The following is a 20,952-nucleotide window of genomic DNA, read 5'->3' on the forward strand; positions in this document are numbered from 1 at the left end:
TTTTCAATAGTACTTGCGTTTTATGCTTCTTGATGTTTGGTTTTCGCAATCATAACACTGAGCAATCCAAACCCTAATACCCAATAACCGACTGTCGATTGTGCCATACCGGTTGCTGGCAATGTTTCTTTCTCCACGGGATTTGAAACATTGGGTGCTGTTGGCTTAAGAGGTTCTTTGCCTTTAGGCGGCTTGGTAACCCCTAAGACTTCAGCACCTAAATATCGATACGTTATAGTCTGTGGCGTTTCAAGCAAGAGTCCGTTTGCGTTCGCAGGCATTGCGATTAAATCATAACCCAAGAAAACCTTAGGATTTGTTTGATACGCTGTACCAACATCTGCGGTAATGACTTGAGGGCCTGTTAAGGGGTTACCATCTTGATCAACATGATAAACGGTCAACGTGCTTTGTTGCTTCGCATAGACATATGTCACAACTTGGTCGTCAACACCAAAGATACCCTTTTGATTTAAAGGTACTTCTCTAAGTGTATAATATGGGAAATGCTTACTTTCTGTTTGATACGATACACCAAGTTTTCCTGTACCTGAAAGTACGATATCATCTGTAAGTGAGTTTCCATTCACATCTACATAATGGACGATTACATCTTTAGCATCCCGACGTGTATAGATATAATTTACAACTTGGAGCGCGTCCATAAAGACACCCACTGCGTTTTCTGGTCGGACTGATAAGGTATAGTTTTCGATGACTTGAGCTTGAGTTGTATAAGGGTTACCCAATTGTTGCGTTCCTTCAAGCAATTGAGACGGAGCCAATTCATTTCCCGTTTCATCGGTATGGTTGAGGATAACAGGTGCTGCGTCTTTTCGTTCATAGATAAAATTAACGACTTTGGATTCTGTTGTGAATGTGCCTTGTCTTGGACCATCAACACGCACTAAATTGAAGTTTGCAAATTCTAAGGCTTGGGTAACATAATCTTGATTGAGTTTACCCAAACCACTTAAAACTTCTGATACTTCAAGTGTATTCCCTTTGGTGTCCATGTAATTTACAGTAACATCCGCTGCATCACGTGCTTCAACGCGTCCATATCCGATGACTTCAAAGCGACGTGTCCGTCCGACTGTTTCCCCTTCGAATGGATCCATATCAAAGATACCAAACGAGAAAATCTCGACGTGTGTGGCATCGATTTTTCCTTCAAGGTCAAACGCTTGCCATGTTATTCGATTGGCTTCTTTATCAAATTTACCATTGAATGCAATCATTGGGAAATCGTCCTTACCAATCATTGGTCGCATGGTACCTTCATAGACTTTTCCACTTGTTTCATTAATGGTTCGTGGGGGTGTAATATTGCTTAACGAGACAGAATACGTCTCTGCTTGTGCATCATACTCTAAAGTATACGAACTATTAACGATACTATCACGAATGGTTCCTGTAATCCCCTTCGTGGCTGTTGGGTATTCCGCAAAAATAAATCGATTGAAATCAACAGCATGGTTAAGTAAAGGACTGTATTCCAGATCCGTATTTACTGTGAACGTTTGAAGGTTGGTAAATGATTCAATACCTTCATAACTTGTCAATCGGTTATTGTTCAGCTGAATATCGGCCAGTAACGATAGTGTTGTAAGTGGACTCAAACTTGTGATCTTGTTTGCAAGGACGTCCGTTGTTTTTGTAACATGATCCCTGGAATCATCCTTATCTTTAGAGAATGATGAATTCAAATGAATCGTTCGGAGTTCTTTGAGGCTTGTGATAGGATCCATCATTGCATCCGTTACACCGATGTTCTGCAACCTTAAATCTGTAATTGGTAGATTACGGATTGGTTCAAGCATTTGTGTCCCCTGTTCAACAATTTTGTGGGAAGGGTTAAAGATGGTGAGGGCTCTTAATCCTTTTATATGTTGAAGGCCATCCAGAGACTCTAAATTACTCTCGGAAATGTATAATCCTATTAAATTAGGTGCTGCTTCGATTCCAGATAAGGTTTGTAGTGAACTAAAATTTACCAACAATCCGGTCAATTGGGGAAAGTTGCTCAACCCCTCTAAGGTTGTGATTGCTTGTTCCCGAAGGTGAATTTCAGTTACATTTCTAAACGGTGCCAATTCTTGCAAAGAAGTAATCGTCACATTGGATCTCAAATCAATAAATTCAACAGTATCAAGGCTTGCTTGTGTCACTTTACCATCCACAATATTGAGTTGGGGATGATCCGTTACATATTGTGCAAGCGATGGGTTTGGAAATAATTCAGAAACGGGTTGTGCTTCTTCTGCACGGATGGGCTGTGCAGTCATTAAACTCATAAATAATGATAAAACGATAAAACTAAAAAACTTGTGCTTTTTCTTTCTCATTTTCTTCCTCTTCGTCACCTAAATATTTCACACACGAATGTCATGATACAAACTTATGTATGTTTATTCAATCTATTAAGAGAATGTTAACGTTATTTCAAAACGACTTAATGTATGTTGGGTTTGTTAAGAAAGCGCATTTAAAAGGGACAGTCTCTTAGGACTGTCCCTTTATTCCACTATCTAGCTTAACCTCTAGTTAGTATTGCTTTAATCTGTTATTGCCCACTCAGGCATTTCATTACCACGTCTTACCAAGATTCCTTTTTGGTAGTCTGTTTGGTTGATGAATCGCAATATTTCTTCCTCTTCTTCAGGAGTACAACCCCATAAGAGTTTAACTTCCAAATCCCGTTTGAGTATATCTGCAACGATCATCACCGCATCTATCGTAGAACGTTTGACACTTCCTTTAAAAACCTTAATCGGTTCAATATCCGTTAAGTAACCGTAATCAACTGGGTACACCATGTTGTGGTACTTTGGATGACGTGATCCTTTATCTTGGGAAATAACGACATTCGTGGACAAGACGAGTGAGTCGATTTTCTGCCAGAAATAGCCATTGTTTAATAGTTCTTGCATCGAATCTACCTCTCTTATATCTTATGACATTATAACGTGTGTTACATAAATTGTAAATAGTTCCTCAGTTTATGTAAAAGTTTCAAGTCCCTGAATAATTTGATGATTTTTTGAATGTATATTTATTCTTGAACGTGATCCAATGCTTGTTTAAAGATTTCCATCACGTGATCGTCCGCTAGCGAATAATATGAGTACTTTCCAACTTTTGTAACTTTAACGAGATTTAGTTTTCGAAGTGATGCGAGTTGATGTGAAACAGCGGATTGGGTCATATTTAAAATTTCTTTTAAATCGTCGACAGACACTTCTTTTTGCGAGAGAACTGTGAATATTTTGAGGCGTGTTGCATCTGCAAACATTTTGAAAAGCATCGATAAATCCGTATAATGCTTTTCAGAATGTAAGGTTTCTTGAACCGCTTTGCGCTCTTCGACAGTCATTAATTTATGTTCCATGTTTTCACCTTCTTGATATTAGTATACCAAAGTTTTCACAAAGACTCATCCATGATGCGTTATTCTGCAATACTTTTTAGGGCATCACCGACGGTTGCAACGACATTTTGCGCATGTTTCTTAACCGCAGCTACACCGTTATCCATCGCAAATCCATGAAAAGCTTTAATCATGGGGAGGTCATTATAACTATCTCCAATGGTATAGACCGAGCCAGCATAACCATAATGATCGATGATCGATTGAATACCGGTTGCTTTTGTTACTCCCTCAACACCAATATCAACAGCGGATACATTAGGGAAACACTGAACGCCACGATTTTTAAAATGATGGTTTATCTCGATTGAAAGTGCGAGTGCATGCTCCTCAGAACCTGCGTTAACATAGAATCCCCGCGCACCCACTTCAAGAATTTCTTCTACGGGTGTTGTTTGAATATTTGGTTCAAATGAATCACGGGCTTCAGGATTCCCATAAACGCGAGCTAATCGGTAACCATCTGTCACGCCATAAAATTCAATACCAAAGTCATCGATTTTCTGTGCCAGTTCTGTCGAAATTTCTTGTGACAATGTCTTACTGAATATCTCCTGGTGATCGTGTGTCAAGACAGCACCCCCATTAATACCAATTACAAAATCATAGGGAATGTTGTGTTTTTCCGCTTCTGCCAAAATGGAATCCACACTACGGCCTGTCACCAGTCCAAATTTATGACCCTGTTCACGAAATGCAGCAATCGCTTCTAGGTCTGATTCTCTTATAATATGGTCCTTGTATAATGTGCCATCAAAGTCACTTGCAAAAATATGTGTCATTTGTTTGCCTCTCTTCGTTTTGCTCTTACAGCTGCGATCATTGCATATCCTGCAATACAGCCATCTGAAACTGCTTTAGCGATTTGTTGTACTCCGGGTATGCAATCGCCTGCTGCGTAAATACCCGGTATGTTTGTTTCCATTTCTTCGTTAACGATGAGACGTCCATTTTGAACTTCAATCCCCATCTTGGTTGCAAGATCCGTCGAACTTGCTGACCCAATGGCGACAAAGATACCATCTAACTCAAGGTTTCCTGTCTCTAGTTCAACGCCTTGAACTTTTCCTTCACCATACACTGAAATTACTTTGTCTGTAATGATTTCACACCGCGGGTCAAACGTTCCTGTCACAGGCTCACCATTTGTGAGAATGACAACTCTTTCGGCAATTTCAACAAGTTCTGCAGCTTCACTAGCCGCATAATCCGCACTTCCGATAACAGCAACTGTTTTTTTACGGTAAAAGAAACCATCACACACGGCACAGTAGGAAACGCCTTTTCCTCCGTAATTTCTAATTCTTTTGACGCGCGGAATGTTTCGATGTGATCCTGTTGCAATAAGTACGGTTAACGCAAGGTATGTTTCGGTTGTTGTCTTAACAATGAATCCTTCGGTATCGTATGTAATTGATAACACTTCATCAGAAACAACTGGAATGTCCAATGCTTCTGCTTGTGCAATTCCTCGTAGAACCAGTTCAGGACCACCAATTGTTTCAAATCCATAATAGTTATCGATAATTCGAGCTTGTTCTGAAGCACCGATTCCCTTTCCAATAACAATTGGATCGATATTTCCTCGTTTCATATATATGGATGCTTGAATCCCAGCAGGACCCTTCCCAATCACTAATGCATCTGTTTTGATCATAACAACACTCCTTCAACCTGTATCTTATATAATACCAAAACTAGATTTTTTATGTAGGTTTTACGCATATTTTTTACTACCGATTATTGCTTCTTTCTAATTTCGAGTTCATTGACTTCTTCAGGTAACACGGTAATGATATTTACATTCAATATATTTCATAATATGTTGCAACCATTTATCATTTTAGAAAGATTGGTGTCCGTTTATACTATGATTGTAAGCGGTACCAAGGAGGTGAATCATGGAACTAAACAACCGTCAACAGAAACTTGCGATTGCGATTCTTAAACAACACGAATCAAAATCCATCAAATATTATAGTGCGCTCTACAATGTATCTGATCGGACAATTTACAACGACCTAGACAATGTTTCAGACTATTTAGCCAAACTCGGATATACCTTGAATCGAGATCATACAGGAATTTCAGTGACATTAACCTATGACTTGGATCAAGGGACTCTTAGTAAATCAAATGTCTACGACCTCTTTAGTGCTTCTGACAAGCGACTTATACAAATCTTTGATTTGGTAGCGCTAAAAAACGAAACGGTCACATACAAGGACTTATCAACGACCTTGTTTATCAGTCACGGCTCACTCATGAATGATATTGATACTTTACGGCATCACTTGCTCGCAACTCCAGAGTTACTGGTTAGTGATTCAAAAGGCACACGACTTGACGGCCCTCAAACCTTAATTCAAAAGTCGATGATACGATTCAATGATTATTATCTTGCTAAAATTCCCAGCATGATTTCTGACGATACATTAATCGCAGCTTTCTATTCCTATTTCTACGGACATGCGTGTTATGTTTCAGTCCACGATGTTTTATACGAATACGTCTTGAATAACCTTCAAGTCATCGACGAACTTTACATCTCTAATGTTATGAATGCATTGATTGTTCTTTGTTATCAACTTATGCACGAGAACCATATTGAACATCAATCCGCTGACATAACATCTAAGATAGTACACGATATTCCACAAACAATGTCTGTAGCACAATCGATGCTCGAAACACTATCAAGTCGGCTGATGTTTAATTATATGGATACAGATATCACCTACTTGACACTTTATCTTGAGGCCAATAAATTTACAGCCGTGCAAGAGACCAACTTTGAAGATCTTATCGAATCGCTCATTACGACATTTAGTAATCTGATCGATACTGACTTAACGAACGATCCCTTATTAAAAGAGAATATCCGTAATCACTTCGAGCCAATGGTCAATAGACTTAGAAACAACATTTCACACCCTAACCCTTTTTTAGGTCAATTAAAGCGTGATTACTTCTTAGTCTTTAATATTTTGTGGTTTTCTGTACCGGAGATTGAAGAAGAGCTCGAGGTCTCCTTCAATTCAGACGAAATTGGATTCCTGATGATTTACTTCCAGTTAGCTCTTGAGCGCAAAAAGACACGCAAAAATATTTTGATTGTATGTCCTTTAGGACTTTCTGCGTCACAAATTCTAAGCCTTGAAGTTCAAAAAATTTTACCGCCGCTTAGCATTACTCATATCGCTTCAAGTGCTCACATCCAATCTTTGGATCTATCAACCATCGATTTTATTATTTCGACCATTAAGTTAGATATCACCCATATTCCTGTCATTCTTGTTTCGACATTATTGAGTAATGATGACAAGGAAAATATTTTGAACTTCTACGATAAACACTTTATTCGAAGTTCTATGCGAGATACTCACACGGATGTCTTAACGTTGCCATGGATTTCAAAGCTTGTTAATCCATCACGCATCTATCTTAATAGGACTTTTAGTAAACGTGAGGATGCGTTAAAGTTTATGCTCGATAGTTTATCAGAACAAAAGATCGTTGACGATCAGTACACACTTTCGGTTATGGAGCGTGAACGTAAAGGTCCAACCGATTTAAAGACCGGAGTCGCGATTCCTCATGGTGATCCATCCCATGTCTATGTATCAGGACTTTCCATTTTGATTAATGAGCGTAAATTCCGATGGGATCAAGAGGATATAACCATCATTATTTTAATTCACATTAAACAATGTGATGTCGTACATGTAAAAGCAATTTTTAAAGAAATATATGCACTCGTAAATAATCCAGATTATCTGAGTCAATTACGAAAAGCACAAACCGAAAATGACGTTATCAGTATATTGAGGGGTGATTACAATGTTTAGTAAAAAGCTGATTGCAATCGATGTCGCCATTAACACTAAGAATGATGCTATCGATTATTTAATAGATCTTGCATATCGTGCAGGTTATCTTTCTAACGCAGACATATTCAAAGGAGCTGTTTTAGAACGCGAAGCAAGCATCTCAACCAATGTTGGATTAGGAGTTGCCATCCCACACGGAAAATCTCAGAGTGTCTCAGACGCATTTATCGCGATGATTCGCCCTGTCAATCCCATCCAATGGGATGATGATTCAAAAGATGAAGCAGTAGGACTTATTTTCCTCATCGGTGTTTCTGAAGATAGTGATACATTACATCTAAAATATATTTCTGAAATCAGTAAGATGTTAATTCATGCTGACTTTAGACAGAAACTCCACGATGCAGCATCTGTTCGTGAAATTTATACATTATTTACAGAAAAGGAGCATTCATAATGAAAATAGTTGGAGTCGTTGCATGTACTGTCGGGATTGCACATACCTACATGGGTCAAGAAGCCATTGAGGTCGAAGCACAAAAACGTGGTTATGACTATAAGGTCGAAACTCAAGGCGGTATGGGAATTGATAATGAGTTATTTGATGAAGAAATCGAGGCGGCAGATTATGTCATTATGGCTACTTCGATTGGAATCGAAATGCCAGAACGGTTTGATCAGAAAAAAGAAGACGGCAAAGTCTTCCATATGGATCCATCTGTTGTCATCAAAAATGCAAGTGCTGTTTTTGATGATATTGAAGCAACATTAAATATTAATAAATAAACATAAAAGGAGAAAGAATCATGGAAAAGAAACCTAACAGAATTTTCAAAGATTTAACGCAGGCATTCAATACCGGTGTTTCCTATATGATGCCAGCGGTCGTTGTCGGTGGGATATTCCTTGCTGCTGCACTCGCAACTGGAGAAGCTACAGACGCTGGAATGGTTGTTACAAACCCATTCTTCCAAAATTTACTTAAAATAGGTGAAGCTGGATTTGCAATGATGATTCCAATACTATCGGGATACATCGCATATTCATTAGCTGGGAAACCTGGCTTGATACCAGGGATGATTACAGGATTCATCGCTAATAATCCTGTCGGAGCAAACAATGTTAGTACTGGGTTCTTAGGTGCGATGCTAGTTGGGATTTTAGCAGGATACTTTGCACGTTGGATGAAAACTTGGAACGTTAACAATACGATTCGTACAATTATGCCAATCCTTATTATCCCAATGCTCACAACGTTTGTAGTAAGTATGGCCTACATGTATGTACTTGCTGCACCACTGGGATCACTGATGGCTTGGCTCATGAATTTATTATCGAGTCTTGAAGGGTCGCAAGCTGTAATTTTAGGTGTCATTATTGGAGCTATGACAGCAATTGATATGGGAGGACCTATCAACAAAACAGCATCCGCATTTACATTAGCACTAATGGCAGAGGGAATATACGGACCAAACGGTGCATTCCGAATTGCTGTTGCCATTCCACCACTTGGTGTCGCACTTTCAACATTTATCTCTAAGAAGAAATATACAACTGAAGAAAAGAATTTAGGTGCATCTGCGTTCTTTATGGGACTTATCGGAATTACAGAAGGTGCAATCCCATTTGCAGTCAAGAGTATCAAAACAGTTCTTCCTGCAATTATCATCGGTAGCGCTGTGGGATCCGGCTTGGGAATGATTCACAATGTCGAAGTCTTTGTACCTCATGGAGGGTTAATTGTTATTGCTGCCGCAACTAACAAGTTATGGTTTGTTCTCGATATGTTAATTGGTGCATGTGTTACTGCAGGAATTTTACATGTCTTAAGACCAGATGTTGAGGAAAAATAGTTATGAAAGTACAACTCAATTCACTCCTCACCAGTTTGTTGGAGCTCGAGAAACAAGGTAATGGCGCAACCCTATTAGGGATTGGTCCCATGTCCTCAAATCTGATTATTGCGAGTTTAGAGCTTGCTCGTGACGGTAACTTTCCAATCATGTTTATAGCGAGTCGAAATCAAGTCGATTCGGATGAATTCGGGGCCGGCTATGTTAACGGATGGAACCAGGCGCGTTTCGCTCAGGATATTCAAAATATTGCGAATGAAATTGGATTTACCGGTTCATACTACTTATGTCGAGATCATGGGGGACCATGGCAACGTGATGAAGAACGCAACAATCACATCGCGAAAGAAACAGCAATGGCTATCGCAAAGCAATCTTACCTTGAAGATATTCTGGCAGGATTTGATTTACTAATGATTGACCCTACTAAAGATCCCTTTGAAGTTGGGAAAGTAATTCCATTAGAAGCCGTTATTGACATGACTGTTGAACTTATCGAGTATTGCGAAGCTGAGCGAATCCAGCGAGGTCTTCCAGAAATTGCATATGAGGTTGGTACCGAAGAAACAAATGGTGGGCTCACAAGCACAGATCGCTATGAAGAATTCATTCAAGCATTAAATCAACGCCTTGATAAGCTGGGATTACCTCATCCTTCATTTATTGTTGGGCAAACTGGAACGCTCACACGGAAAACTGAGCAAGTCGGAACCTTTAACTATAATAATGCACAAAATCTTGCTAGAATGGCCGCTTCTTATGGTGTGAGTTTAAAAGAACACAACGGGGATTACCTATCCGATGAAACATTGTTATTACACCGACCAACAATGATTTCTGCAGTCAATGTTGCACCACAATATGGTACTCAAGAAACACGCGCATTGATTACGTTAACCAACGTTGAAACATTCCTTCATGACAAAGGTGCCATTACCAATCGTTCACGATTGTATGATATACTGCTAACGAAAGCGATTGATAGTGAACGCTGGAAAAAATGGGTTATTGATCCAAACATTACGGTTGAGACAATAAAAAAGGATCCTGAACTTTCACTTGAAATCTTGGATATCGCAGGCCACTATACCTTTAATGATCCTGACATTATCCGTGAAACAAGCGTTCTCTACCAAAACTTGAGCCAGTGTGGCATCGACGGGAAACGGTACGTGATTGAATCCATCAAACAGCCAATCCACAACTATGCTGTTGCCTTTAATCTTATAAATTTATTCGATCGCATTTAATGATACAGAGACACTTACGGTGTCTCTTTCTTAGGAGTTTGTATGATAAATCTAATTTTCGACCTAGACAATACGTTATATTTTCGCGAAACAGCATTTTTGAATGCAATTCAGGATGTTTTTCCAGCCGTGGCAAATCAAGATATTTCGACCCTGTTTGAGCATTTCGAACATTTTAGTGCCGTCTACTTTGAACACCACGAACGAAAACTCATTGATTTCGTTACAATGCGACGTCTTCGAATTCAAGCGACGCTTCGTTCCTATGACATTGACATCTCTTCTGAAGATGCTGCTAAATGGCAACAGTCTTATGAACGAAACCAGTATGCACTGAGCCTATCTGATGACGTTGTGGCTATTTTGGATTGGTGCAAAAATGAGCGTATTCCTATAGGAATTATTACAAATGGAAATACCGCACATCAGACACAAAAAATTAAGAACTTAAATCTTGAGCAATGGTTTCAAAGTCATCTGATTGTAATTTCAGAATCATTCGGGGTTGCGAAACCGAATCGTGCTATCTTTGATTATATGCATTCAAAATTGCCAGATAATCCAACGTATTATATTGGGGATGATTACGAGAAAGACATTGTTGGTGCACATAAGGCAGGTTGGCGCAGTATTTGGTTTAGTCAGAAACAACACTCGCAAAGTCCGCTTCCAGATTTTCAGGTATCCAACCATCGCGATCTTTTTGAGCTCCTAAAAACTTTAAAATAGAGATATCCGAAGATATCTCTATTTTAGTTTTATCCAAATCTCTGCAATGTGAGCGTCACTTGTTGGGTCTTCATTTGGATACACTTCAAAATCCAAACCACCATCTATTTGGTAACCGCTTGTTGGAATCCAATCTTGCATAATAGCTTGCCATGCCGTTTGAATCGCGTCTGGTAGTGCCCCTTTTGCCTCAAATACTGCAAACCGTGATGTTGGAACATGTAAGGCATCATAGCCTGACACTACTTGTTGCGTTACGGTTCCAATCCAATATGCCATCCTTGATTCATCAATGGGGACACATACACCGAGTACCCCTTTGATTGGACCGTCATTCATTTCAAAAAGAGTTTGATCATTTCCTGATGTATTGAGTTCCTCCCAAAGACTTGGAATCAGTTTTAAATTTTCATTGTTCTCAATACTCATTTCATATTTTGTACCACAAATAACAAATGCATCGCGTGTTTCGATTCTAACTTTCATCATAGTTTCCTGCTTTCTGGAAGGTTCTTGACGATACATTGGATAGATACGAAGTGGTTGATTATCTGAGCGTGTCTTTGATGGTGCTTGATGGTGTTGCTGCTTGTAGGACTTTGTGAACGACTCGGGTGTTTCATAGCCATATTTATAGGCAATATCAATGACACGTTGTTCACTCTCTTTGAGTTCAAAAGCGGCTCGACTCAGTCGACGTAGTCGAATGTAGGTTTTTAAACCCACCCCAGTTTCGAACGCAAACAATCTTTGCAAATAGAATTTAGAATAATTTAATGTCTGCGCAAGTTCGTCCAATGAAATTGTTTCTAAATCGTCCTCGATTGTATCAACGATTTTGTGTACTATAGTTTGCATCCCTTCACCTCCTGAAACAATCGTAACGCTTCTACGCTTTTAAAACCTGTCATTTTGTGCACACGCTACTCAGTTAGACTAATTATATCGAATCCCACTTTCAAAATAAACGAAATACTTTATCACTAACGATTGCGATTTCATGAAATCGGCGTATAATAAAACTATAAACAGACACCAAGATGTTGTTTGATGCCGTGTTTATTTGTGTTCCTATAGCTCAGCCGGCAGAGCAACAGACTCTTAATCTGTGGGTCCTCGGTTCGATCCCGAGTGGGAACACCAATTCACAATTCGACTCACCCCTGTGGTGAGTTTTCTATTCTTAGGATTTAAGCAAATCTGGAAAATTTTTGCGAATATCGGCAAGCGTCATGAAACACGTGCCATAATTGTGCTTGTCTTAGCGCTTCTACTCACAGGGACATGCTTCTTTACGTTCTATGAAGGGATGTTGCCACTTGATGCCTTATACTTTTGCTTTGTCACACTAATGACGATTGGCTATGGCGATTTGGTTCCAGTAGCGGCTCTAGGTAAAATGTTTACAATGGTATATGCAACATTAGGTGTAGGTATTGTTGGGCTTCTAGCAGGGCTGTTCGCGCGCGAATGTCTCTCACGCACTAAGTTTAACGTCGACTCACTCGATTAATTTTTGATTCCAATTATATAAACAAAAGACTTCACATTGAAGTCTTTTTCTTAGTTTTTAAAGCTATGAATTGGTGCTGGAATATGGCCTCCACGTAAAATAAATGCATCATTCGTGAAGTCATTGATTGGCATGATTGGCGCATGTCCTAACAATCCGCCAAAGACTACCGATTCGCCAACATCTTTTCCGATGACAGGAATAATACGGACGGCTGTAGTTTTATTATTAATAAAGCCAATTGCACATTCATCACCAATAATCCCTGAGAGTTGGTTTGCAGTCGTTTTCCCTGGGACCGCGGCCATATCGATTCCAACGGAACAGACTGCTGACATTGCTTCTAACTTATCAAGTGTCAGCGCACCTTTTTCAACCGCTGTAATCATGGCATGGTCCTCACTAACAGGAATAAAAGCACCCGATAAACCACCAACATGAGATGAAGCCATGACGCCACCCTTTTTAATATTATCATTCAACAATGCAAGGGCTAGGGTTGTACCATGCGCACCCGGTTGTTCCAGTCCCATCACTTGGAAGATTTCTCCAATACTGTCACCAATAGCAGGTGTTGGTGCCAGTGATAAATCGATGGTCCCAAATGGATAACCTAAACGACGGGATGCTTCTTGAGCAATCAATTGTCCAGCACGTGTAATTTTAAATGCGGTCTTCTTGATCGTTTCGCAGAGATTTTCGAAACTTGAAATATCTTCATTCTCAAGCGCTTTCTTGACGACACCTGGGCCGCTAACACCCACATTAATGACCGTATCCGCTAAGCCAACGCCATGATATGCTCCAGCCATAAAAGGGTTATCCTCTACAGAGTTACAGAAAACAACAAACTTAGCACAGCCAATACTATCACGATCTGCAGTTAGTTCGGCCGTTTTAACAATAAGATTTCCCATCTGTAAGAGCGCATCCATATTAATACCTGCACGTGTCGACCCAATATTAATGCTCGAGCAAACACGATCTGTAACCGCAAGGGCTTCTGGAACTGAGTTTATAAGGATCTGATCGGAGGGGGTAATCCCTTTTTCAACAAGTGCTGAAAATCCACCAATAAAATCAACGCCAACTTCCTTTGCAGCACGATCAAGTGTTTTCGCAATGGAGACATATGAGTCGGTTTTACATGCCGATGCAGCTATCGCGATTGGCGTAATTGAAATACGTTTATTGACGATAGGAATGCCATACTCGCGCGCAATTGTATCGCACACTGTGACCAAATCTTTGGCACGGTGCGTAATTTTTGCATAAATTTTTTCATTGAATGCATCAATGTCTTCATCGGCACAGTCCATGAGGTTAATACCCATCGTAATTGTGCGGACATCGAGATTCTGCTCAAGAATCATCGTTTGTGTTTCATATATTTCTTTTGTACTTATCATCATTGACCTACAATCTATGCATTGACGAGAAGATTTCTTCACGTTGCATGGAGATTTCAACCCCTATTTCTTGGCCGTGTGCTGTTAACGCCTTTTGTACAGTATCAAAGCGATCGATAACTGCGGTAATATCTACGACCATCAACATGTTAAAGAACTCGCTTTGGATGGTTTGACTAATATCGAGAATATTGATATTTTCTTTCGCGAGGTATGTACAAACACTTCCAATGATTCCAACACGGTCTGATCCGACTACGGTAATTATTGCTTTCATTCTAGTATTGCCTTCTTTCTTTTCCGATATCGTATCATATTTATGATAAAAATATCACTAACCCGTAGCTTTTGTGTCCAACAAGGATACGTTTTTGTGTGATGAATGTGCAATTAAAAACGCTTGCCTAGCAAGCGTAAGGTTATCGCGTTAAAGCACGAATCATCTCGTGATGTTGTGGATACCGTGATACGAGTTCATCATAAGAGTACAGTTTGAAGTCTTCGTACGTAAATGCCGGTGCAACCATACAGCCAACAACACTGAATCCCGCTTCAACATAGGATGCAAAAATCCATTCTTTGGGCACCGTATACTGAAGCACTTCTCCCGCCTCAAGATTAGGACCGATTCTAATGTCATGTAAATTTCCTTCTAAATCAATCATTGAGACATGCAAGCTTGAACCGTAGTGATAGTACCAAATTTCATCAGATGTAAGCTTATGGTAAGCAGAAAAATTCGTCTCATCCAATAAAAAATAGATACTCGATGCGATGGGTTTGCCATCGACGGCTTTATCCGAACTGTAAGTTTCCGCAAACCAGCCTCCTTCCACATGTTTTTCGAGGTTAAGATGCTCAATGAAATATTCTTTTTGTTTCATAGATTGCTCCTTTTGTTCATAGCCTTATTATAACGTAGCACGCATCTGTTTAAAAAGGGATGTAGCCAAACGATACTCCAACATTCTCTAAATTATTTAAGATGTTTCTTTGAAGTGACGTTTTCTTAGGCATCTGGGCTATCACCTCTAAATCTTGTGTTCCATAGACACGTTCTAGGATTTGATATCGAATGGGTGCTTCTTGGATAATTTCAAACCGATGACCAAATTTGACAATATTACTTTCTGAAGGCAAAAGATAGGACATTTTCGAGTAAATCAACCAAGTACGGGTGATGAATCCTTTAATATTGAGCTCGGGAAAGTATTTTGAAAAGAAATCACGAGCCTGCTGAAGCGATGCCTCAATGGCGATTGGGGATAAATCTGCCCCTTTCATAATATGAATATTAAGATACACATCGCCATCTTGAAAGCGAGATTTCTGTTCTTGAGTCAATGGAAGGGAATCCATGCCCTCACGTTCGATATAAGTTCTATCAAACGGAAAGATTTGATAGCGCAAGGAACCAAGATCAAACAATCTGAAATTTAAAAAATCATGCAACCAATGCATGTCATGCTTCGAAAGTCCTACCCCGCCCTTTTCATTATTATAGCGACTTGTCCGATATCTAAAATCTCTAAGACTATCAATTAAAATTGATTGCGGGATACCGTTCGTTGCGTACGTGTCAACCAGTGACTCCAATTTAACAAGCATCTCAAGCAAGTTTGTTTCCGCTTCTGATTCTGGTGATTGATGATTCCACAGTTGCAAGACATCTTCTAAGAAATGAGCACGCGTTAACACATCTAAAACTTTATCTTCTTTTTTCATAGTTTCTTACCCTAACTCTCTCTATATTTTCTTGACTGCTCAATAGCATTATCGTATCATTGTATCAACAATATAACACAAAGGAGTCGCTTATGAAACTTGTGATTGAAGATTTAAACAAAAGTTTTGACCAAAATCATGTCCTTAAAAACATTAATGCAACTTTTGAAAAAGGAAAAATATATGCACTACTCGGACGGAATGGAAGTGGGAAAACAACATTTTTTAACTGTGTTAGCCAAGAAATGCAAGCCGACTCAGGTCGCGTTTATCTCGATGAATCCCAGACCATTTCTGAACAGGATTTTGGCTACGTGTATGCGATGCCAATGCTTCCTGAATTTTTGACTGGTTTTGAATTCTTGAGTTTCTTTGTTGATATTCATAAAGATAAAGGGCTCAAACGCGAAGATATTGATGGTTACTTTGATCGGATTCAGTTCACCTTAGATGACCGACATAAGCTCATCAAAGAGTACTCTTTTGGTATGCGTAATAAGCTTCAAATGATTAGTATTATTATGTTGAAGCCTACCGTTCTCTTTCTTGACGAGCCACTTACATCGTTTGATGTTATCGCTTCGATTGAAATCAAGAACTTACTCCTTGAACTCAAACACGACTGTATCATGATTCTATCGACACATATTCTACAAATTGCGAAAGATATTTGTGATGAAGTTGTCATTCTCCATAAGGGAACACTCCAACAATTAGATACCGACCAGCTTCACAGTGAAGGATTCGAAGCTGAAATCGTGGAAATTCTCCGAGAAGATCATGAATAACAAAATTTTCTCTGATATTCGCGCTACATTGTTTATGAACCAAGCTATCTTCTACCTTCGGAAGATTCCTGTTCTTAAGAATTTAATGAGTCCTTATGCTTACTACAACGCAGACATCAAAATAAAGTTGGCAAAATTGGCAAATGTCATCCTTTTTATGACACGTCTTGCGAAGAAAGCGATCTATCTCGCTATTATCTTTCTATTAGCGAATACGGTTCCTTTGGCAATCTTGAATGACACTTCGATGTCACTTGTCATCTACTTTACCGCCCTGAATGCTTTATCAATTACCAGTACACGAATTCTCGAAGATTCAAAGTCAAAATGGATGTTATTGACGTTGTTTAAGACACCGAGTGTAGATTATTACGCGTATTCATTGAACCAACGCACCTACGACCGCATCTTACTTGGTGTAATGGCAAGTATCGTAACGGGCGTCACACTTTGGCCTTCTCGACACGCTTATGCACTTATCCTTGCTTTATTTGTGCTATTGGTGCCTTGCTTTACCATGTATCTGGGAGAAGCTCTCACCATTCGCTACTTCAACAGCCACGAAAAGAAGATGCGAATGCGCTACGAGCTTATCATTTCCGTGCTTACGGGTCTTATTCCCTTTTTACTGCTTTTCCTACCCGCAACACTGAATTATGTCTATATCCTACTTAGTTTACTCATGATTGCTTTGAGTATCTGGAGCCTTCGTTATACGAAACGTAATGCCGATCCCGCTGCAGTCAATCGTTTCATGACACAAAACATGAGTCTCAGTACAGAAACATCACAAAAAGTCAAAGAACTCACACAAGAAGAACTCCGCATCGATGACCTAAAAGTAAATCAAGATACAGAATTAAGTCATCGCTACTCGGGATACAAACTTCTTAATGTTGCCTTTTTCCTCCGGCATCGTCGGATGTGGTATAAACCGCTTATTTGGATACTTCGAATTATCGTTGCCTTTGTAGTTGGTGGGGTTCTTATCAAAGTGGGTTCTGTTTATTTGTTTGGCCCCAATTTTTTCGAAACAATCGTGGGTTCAAACAGCACTCTAATCAGTCAATTCATGCTCGTCTTCTATTTCATTAATGTAACCAAAAAAATTACGCGTGCATGTTTTCTCAATGCTGATTACAGTTTACTCCATTATGCCTTTTACCGTCGCAAAGAGACCATCTGGAAGCAATATCTCTCGCGACTTGCAATCTTAATACTTATTAACTTTGTACCTGTCTTTGCAGTATTACTTGGTCTTGTCTTATGGAACATCGTTGGACTTCTCAGTTTTGAATTTACGAATTTTATACCTCTTTGCATTAGTTTATTATCACTTTCAGCATTGTACACAACGGTTCATCTTTTCTTATACTATATCTTACAACCGTACAACCGTGATATGGAGGTTAAAAGTATCACCTACCACATTGCTGAGTTCGCGATCATTTTCTTTGTTTACAGCAACAATATGGTTGCATCACTCGCTTCCGCTGATATCGTGATTACAGTCTTTAGTCTTGTGATTATTGTTATTAGTACCATCTTGGTTCGCTTATTTGCGCATAAGACATTTAAGCTTCGAGAGCATTAGTCCATCCGTGGTATCACGCAAAAAGAAAGTCACACTGTGACTTTCTTTTTTTATCTATTGTTTCGCTTGACGGCGTTTCGAAATCATTACCATCGCCAGTCCGAGCATTACGATTCCAGTTCCATAAGTTATTACTGATGAAGCATCAACACCCGTTTGGGGTAATGTATCATTGCTCTCAGGTTCTTTTGGAGTTTCTGGTAGACTTGGAACTTCTGGTTCACTTGGAACTTCTGGTTCACTTGGAACTTCTGGTTCACTTGGAACTTCAGGTTCCTCTGTTATTGCTTTCCATTGTGCAACAAGTACAATATCACCATTCACAAGATCTGTATCAAAGTTCCAATAGTTAAGAACCCGTGTTGACTTTTGCAAGGTCCATCCCATGAATTCAAAACCATCTCGTGTTGGATTCATGACTTTTGACACTTTCGAACCAAGCTGTAATACTTGTATTAAATCAAAAGACCCAACACCACCATTCAAGTCGAATGTCACTGTAGCCGTTTCAACAGGCACAATGATTTCGGCCCACTGTGCATAAAGCACGATATTTTCCTGTGCGATTGTATTAGTTGTAAAGTCCCAAAGTGTGGAAATGTCTGATTTACTCAAACTCCATCCTTGGAAAGTATATCCAGGGCGCGTTGGCGTCACTGGCTCCTCGACATTTGAACCACTCTCTAGGATTTGGATATCTGGTTGAATACCTGTCCCGCCATTAAGGTCAAAGGTTACTGTATAGGTCTCTACCTTCTCCCATTGAGCATGGAGATACTGATGCACTTCTTGAACTTGACGTGTTGCGAAATCCCATTGCATTCCCGCTTCATCAAACCAACCAACAAAACGATATCCCGGAATCACTGGCGTTAGTGGTTCTTGGATGTTTTGTCCAAGAATCGTTAACGCGTAATTCAGTTCTTGATTATATTCCAAAGTCTCAAATCCCGCAATCATGTCTGGATTGGGATCAAAATATACGATAGCGGAATAATCGACGTGAATGTCATCCCCATTGTAAGCATTGTCATATGCTGCCATAAATGCATTTTGTGATGCTGAGTATGTTGTATTGAGAATGCTGTCGTGATGGATGCTACTTAGTGCATCATCACTGCGTTCGCTCAAGGACCATTCGACAGGATATTCCGATTTATTGTCAGAGAATGTAACACCGTTGAGTTTTAATGCACGAAGACTGTCATCAAAATTACCATAGTAAATTGCACCACCATAACCACCTTCGTAATATCCCGGTCCTGCATCATTTCCAGTTACCGTATTGTGGGTGATTTCTGTATCATTAATTTGAATTGAACCTACTGTTTCAGTTTTACTGTTGGTATTAAAATTAAGCGCCCCTGCGTGGTAGTCTGCGATATTACCTGTAATCGTGGAATTCTCAATTAAGACATTCGTATTTCCACTAAAATCCGTATAGATATAGAATCCACCACCTGAAGTCGCAATGTTATTTGAAATTGTAGAATTTGTAATTGTAACATAGCCTAAGTCGCGAAGCTGCTCAACATAAATACCACCACCGCTACTTGATGTTCCTGATTGTTCTCCAGTTTCTGGATTGTAAAGATGTCTTGAACCTGTATTTCCATCAACTGTAACGGTATCGAGTGTTAAGCCGTTTGTTGTTTCAAGAACTGCATTAATCCCTGAACCACCTCGATCGGCAAAGTTATTTTCGATATGTGTATTCGATAAGGTTGTTGCCGATGCATCTTTGAGTCGAAGATTAATGGCACCGCCCATTCCTTCAGTGTTTCGATTGCCTTTAAAGTGGCTGTTAGTAACTGAAAGGGTTGATGTACCACTTCCGGTATAGAACACGCCAGCACTATTACTTGCTGCTTCGTTATCGGTCATCGTAACATTATTCATTGTGATTGCACCATTTTGCGCATAAACGCTAATCATACCACCACTTTGATTTGTTTTTTTATTGTTCGTAAACACAATGTTGTCAAAGTTTACATCTGTATTCTTCGTATCAATAAGGATCAATGCCGACGAGACGGCGTTTCGAGATTCGATGCCATTATTGATGAATGTTGTATTAGTAATATCCAGACTACCGCCATTTCCCGTAAATACAAGGAATCCTGAATTCCACCCTGTCGCTACTTGCGGGTTATTCATCGCCGTTAATCCGGAAATTTTATTCCCTTTTAAGTTACTTGAGAATGCGATACCACCCATTGTTAAGCCATGGTCACCATCGGTACTTAAAACTACGTTTGAAAATGATAGGTCTAAGACACCCGTTCCAGATGTTGTAAAATGGCGTTGTGCGTTCGCATGATTCAAGATAACAGGACTATCATTGGTTGATTGAATGTTCAGACTTGTAATTTTTGATGTGTCGATTACAAGTGGTTTTGTTAAATTAATAACGCTCCCACCAACAATCTCAAGAACCACATCTCCTTGAGCATTTGCCAGTTCTTGGATTAAGGCTGTTTCATCATCGATACCTATTGCCGCAACTTGCGTCGCAGGCTGTTGAATTTCAACTTCTAGTTTATGATCAGATTCACGTACCGCTTCTTCGTTGGAGTCCTTTTCGGTTACCACATCGGTTTTTGGAACGTCTTGTACTTCCACTTCTTCACTGATTTCTGCCTCTGACTGGACTGGTTCTTGTTGTAGGTCAGTCGTAGTACCGTCCGTCATTGTTTCGTTATTTTCTTGTGTGCTTACGATTGCTTCATCGGCACGAATCGAAAATACTGGTAGGATTAAAGCCACGCTGACTAATAATCCAATTAATTTCTTTTTCTTCATACTTATATATCTCCCTCATATATAAATAC

Annotated in this window: 20 protein-coding genes and 1 tRNA gene; 10 read left to right on the forward strand and 11 right to left on the reverse strand. The window is 39.5% G+C overall.

The genetic code is table 11. The features are described 5' to 3' along the window. Positions 1–20 precede the first annotated feature (20 nt). The 5 genes from GVV22_RS06505 to GVV22_RS06525 form a co-directional block, all read right to left on the reverse strand. The gene (locus tag GVV22_RS06505) at positions 21–2,348 is read right to left on the reverse strand and encodes a MucBP domain-containing protein (protein WP_159649327.1); all 2,328 of its coding nucleotides are present in this window, start codon (positions 2,346–2,348) and stop codon (positions 21–23) included. Positions 2,349–2,558: 210 nt separating this feature from the next. Next, complete coding sequence (locus tag GVV22_RS06510; protein ID WP_159633397.1) at positions 2,559–2,933, reverse strand: Inorganic pyrophosphatase; 375 nt, start codon at positions 2,931–2,933, stop codon at positions 2,559–2,561. Positions 2,934–3,055: 122 nt separating this feature from the next. Beyond that, the gene (locus GVV22_RS06515) at positions 3,056–3,391 is read right to left on the reverse strand and encodes an ArsR/SmtB family transcription factor (RefSeq protein ID WP_159649328.1); all 336 of its coding nucleotides are present in this window, start codon (positions 3,389–3,391) and stop codon (positions 3,056–3,058) included. 59 nt (positions 3,392–3,450) lie between these two features. Next, a complete protein-coding gene (locus GVV22_RS06520; protein ID WP_159649329.1) occupies positions 3,451–4,212 on the reverse strand; it encodes an HAD-IIB family hydrolase in 762 nt (253 codons plus the stop codon). Further along, positions 4,209–5,087: an NAD(P)/FAD-dependent oxidoreductase gene (locus tag GVV22_RS06525; RefSeq protein WP_159649330.1), complete on the reverse strand. Its 879-nt coding sequence runs from the start codon at positions 5,085–5,087 to the stop codon at positions 4,209–4,211. Before GVV22_RS06525 ends, GVV22_RS06520 begins: the two co-directional genes overlap by 4 nt. A 244-nt stretch (positions 5,088–5,331) precedes the next feature. On the opposite strand from GVV22_RS06525, the gene GVV22_RS06530 reads away from it, so the two are divergent. Genes GVV22_RS06530 through GVV22_RS06555 form a run of 6 tightly spaced genes read left to right on the forward strand, consistent with a single transcriptional unit; the run spans position 5,332 to position 11,092 of the window. Continuing rightward, a complete protein-coding gene (locus GVV22_RS06530; protein WP_159649331.1) occupies positions 5,332–7,278 on the forward strand; it encodes a BglG family transcription antiterminator in 1,947 nt (648 codons plus the stop codon). Then, a complete protein-coding gene (locus tag GVV22_RS06535) occupies positions 7,271–7,717 on the forward strand; it encodes a PTS sugar transporter subunit IIA (protein WP_159649332.1) in 447 nt (148 codons plus the stop codon). Before GVV22_RS06530 ends, GVV22_RS06535 begins: the two co-directional genes overlap by 8 nt. Then, positions 7,717–8,046 (forward strand): PTS fructose transporter subunit IIB, encoded by a 330-nt coding sequence (locus GVV22_RS06540; protein WP_159649333.1) that lies wholly within the window; start codon positions 7,717–7,719, stop codon positions 8,044–8,046. Before GVV22_RS06535 ends, GVV22_RS06540 begins: the two co-directional genes overlap by 1 nt. 20 nt (positions 8,047–8,066) lie before the next feature. Beyond that, entirely contained in the window at positions 8,067–9,113 is a 1,047-nt protein-coding gene (locus GVV22_RS06545) for a PTS fructose transporter subunit IIC (protein ID WP_159649334.1), read from the forward strand. 2 nt (positions 9,114–9,115) lie between these two features. Further along, complete coding sequence (locus GVV22_RS06550) at positions 9,116–10,363, forward strand: class II D-tagatose-bisphosphate aldolase non-catalytic subunit (protein WP_159649335.1); 1,248 nt, start codon at positions 9,116–9,118, stop codon at positions 10,361–10,363. Between the two features lie 42 nt (positions 10,364–10,405). After that, on the forward strand, positions 10,406–11,092 hold the full coding sequence (locus GVV22_RS06555; protein WP_159649336.1) for an HAD family hydrolase: 687 nt from the start codon (positions 10,406–10,408) through the stop codon (positions 11,090–11,092). Between the two features lie 18 nt (positions 11,093–11,110). Here the strand turns inward: GVV22_RS06555 and GVV22_RS06560 are convergent, their stop codons facing one another. Beyond that, on the reverse strand, positions 11,111–11,950 hold the full coding sequence (locus GVV22_RS06560; protein ID WP_159649337.1) for an AraC family transcriptional regulator: 840 nt from the start codon (positions 11,948–11,950) through the stop codon (positions 11,111–11,113). A 209-nt stretch (positions 11,951–12,159) separates the two neighbouring features. On the opposite strand from GVV22_RS06560, the gene GVV22_RS06565 reads away from it, so the two are divergent. Beyond that, positions 12,160–12,235 (forward strand) — tRNA-Lys (locus GVV22_RS06565). 22 nt (positions 12,236–12,257) lie between these two features. Further along, the gene (locus GVV22_RS06570; RefSeq protein WP_159649338.1) at positions 12,258–12,605 is read left to right on the forward strand and encodes a potassium channel family protein; all 348 of its coding nucleotides are present in this window, start codon (positions 12,258–12,260) and stop codon (positions 12,603–12,605) included. A gap of 50 nt (positions 12,606–12,655) precedes the next feature. Here the strand turns inward: GVV22_RS06570 and GVV22_RS06575 are convergent, their stop codons facing one another. The 4 genes from GVV22_RS06575 to GVV22_RS06590 all read right to left on the reverse strand — a co-directional run bounded on the left by GVV22_RS06575 (position 12,656) and on the right by GVV22_RS06590 (position 15,739). Continuing rightward, a complete protein-coding gene (locus tag GVV22_RS06575) occupies positions 12,656–14,014 on the reverse strand; it encodes a PFL family protein (protein WP_159649339.1) in 1,359 nt (452 codons plus the stop codon). Positions 14,015–14,021: 7 nt separating this feature from the next. After that, entirely contained in the window at positions 14,022–14,291 is a 270-nt protein-coding gene (locus GVV22_RS06580; RefSeq protein WP_159649340.1) for an ACT domain-containing protein, read from the reverse strand. 142 nt (positions 14,292–14,433) lie between these two features. Continuing rightward, positions 14,434–14,898 carry a cupin domain-containing protein gene (locus GVV22_RS06585; protein ID WP_159649341.1) on the reverse strand — a complete coding sequence of 155 codons (465 nt, stop codon included), beginning with the start codon at positions 14,896–14,898 and terminating at the stop codon, positions 14,434–14,436. Positions 14,899–14,947: 49 nt separating this feature from the next. Continuing rightward, entirely contained in the window at positions 14,948–15,739 is a 792-nt protein-coding gene (locus tag GVV22_RS06590; RefSeq protein ID WP_159649342.1) for an acyltransferase domain-containing protein, read from the reverse strand. A gap of 92 nt (positions 15,740–15,831) precedes the next feature. Between GVV22_RS06590 and GVV22_RS06595 the strand changes: the two genes are divergently transcribed. Together GVV22_RS06595 and GVV22_RS06600 are read left to right on the forward strand one after the other, a co-directional pair. Further along, positions 15,832–16,527, forward strand: a complete 696-nt coding sequence (locus tag GVV22_RS06595) for an ABC transporter ATP-binding protein (protein ID WP_159649343.1) — start codon at positions 15,832–15,834, stop codon at positions 16,525–16,527. Beyond that, positions 16,520–18,121 carry a hypothetical protein gene (locus GVV22_RS06600; RefSeq protein WP_159649344.1) on the forward strand — a complete coding sequence of 534 codons (1,602 nt, stop codon included), beginning with the start codon at positions 16,520–16,522 and terminating at the stop codon, positions 18,119–18,121. Before GVV22_RS06595 ends, GVV22_RS06600 begins: the two co-directional genes overlap by 8 nt. 54 nt (positions 18,122–18,175) lie before the next feature. On the opposite strand, the gene GVV22_RS06605 is transcribed toward GVV22_RS06600, so the two are convergent. After that, positions 18,176–20,923 carry an InlB B-repeat-containing protein gene (locus GVV22_RS06605; protein ID WP_159649345.1) on the reverse strand — a complete coding sequence of 916 codons (2,748 nt, stop codon included), beginning with the start codon at positions 20,921–20,923 and terminating at the stop codon, positions 18,176–18,178. Between the last annotated feature and the right edge of the window lie 29 nt (positions 20,924–20,952).

Origin of the sequence: Erysipelothrix aquatica (genome assembly GCF_009828825.1) — a bacterium.
Taxonomy (GTDB): Bacteria; Bacillota_I; Bacilli_A; order Erysipelotrichales; family Erysipelotrichaceae; genus Erysipelothrix; species Erysipelothrix aquatica_A.

Coding starts and splice junctions, on each gene's coding strand:
- GVV22_RS06535 (WP_159649332.1), top strand. CDS start 7,271: ATGTTTAGTAAAAAGCTGATTGCAATCGATGTCGCCATTAACACTAAG.
- GVV22_RS06580 (WP_159649340.1), bottom strand. CDS start 14,291: ATGAAAGCAATAATTACCGTAGTCGGATCAGACCGTGTTGGAATCATT.
- GVV22_RS06560 (WP_159649337.1), bottom strand. CDS start 11,950: ATGCAAACTATAGTACACAAAATCGTTGATACAATCGAGGACGATTTA.
- GVV22_RS06520 (WP_159649329.1), bottom strand. CDS start 4,212: ATGACACATATTTTTGCAAGTGACTTTGATGGCACATTATACAAGGAC.
- GVV22_RS06605 (WP_159649345.1), bottom strand. CDS start 20,923: ATGAAGAAAAAGAAATTAATTGGATTATTAGTCAGCGTGGCTTTAATC.
- GVV22_RS06515 (WP_159649328.1), bottom strand. CDS start 3,391: ATGGAACATAAATTAATGACTGTCGAAGAGCGCAAAGCGGTTCAAGAA.
- GVV22_RS06550 (WP_159649335.1), top strand. CDS start 9,116: ATGAAAGTACAACTCAATTCACTCCTCACCAGTTTGTTGGAGCTCGAG.
- GVV22_RS06595 (WP_159649343.1), top strand. CDS start 15,832: ATGAAACTTGTGATTGAAGATTTAAACAAAAGTTTTGACCAAAATCAT.
- GVV22_RS06585 (WP_159649341.1), bottom strand. CDS start 14,898: ATGAAACAAAAAGAATATTTCATTGAGCATCTTAACCTCGAAAAACAT.
- GVV22_RS06540 (WP_159649333.1), top strand. CDS start 7,717: ATGAAAATAGTTGGAGTCGTTGCATGTACTGTCGGGATTGCACATACC.
- GVV22_RS06525 (WP_159649330.1), bottom strand. CDS start 5,087: ATGATCAAAACAGATGCATTAGTGATTGGGAAGGGTCCTGCTGGGATT.
- GVV22_RS06590 (WP_159649342.1), bottom strand. CDS start 15,739: ATGAAAAAAGAAGATAAAGTTTTAGATGTGTTAACGCGTGCTCATTTC.
- GVV22_RS06505 (WP_159649327.1), bottom strand. CDS start 2,348: ATGAGAAAGAAAAAGCACAAGTTTTTTAGTTTTATCGTTTTATCATTA.
- GVV22_RS06575 (WP_159649339.1), bottom strand. CDS start 14,014: ATGATAAGTACAAAAGAAATATATGAAACACAAACGATGATTCTTGAG.
- GVV22_RS06510 (WP_159633397.1), bottom strand. CDS start 2,933: ATGCAAGAACTATTAAACAATGGCTATTTCTGGCAGAAAATCGACTCA.
- GVV22_RS06530 (WP_159649331.1), top strand. CDS start 5,332: ATGGAACTAAACAACCGTCAACAGAAACTTGCGATTGCGATTCTTAAA.
- GVV22_RS06600 (WP_159649344.1), top strand. CDS start 16,520: ATGAATAACAAAATTTTCTCTGATATTCGCGCTACATTGTTTATGAAC.
- GVV22_RS06545 (WP_159649334.1), top strand. CDS start 8,067: ATGGAAAAGAAACCTAACAGAATTTTCAAAGATTTAACGCAGGCATTC.
- GVV22_RS06555 (WP_159649336.1), top strand. CDS start 10,406: ATGATAAATCTAATTTTCGACCTAGACAATACGTTATATTTTCGCGAA.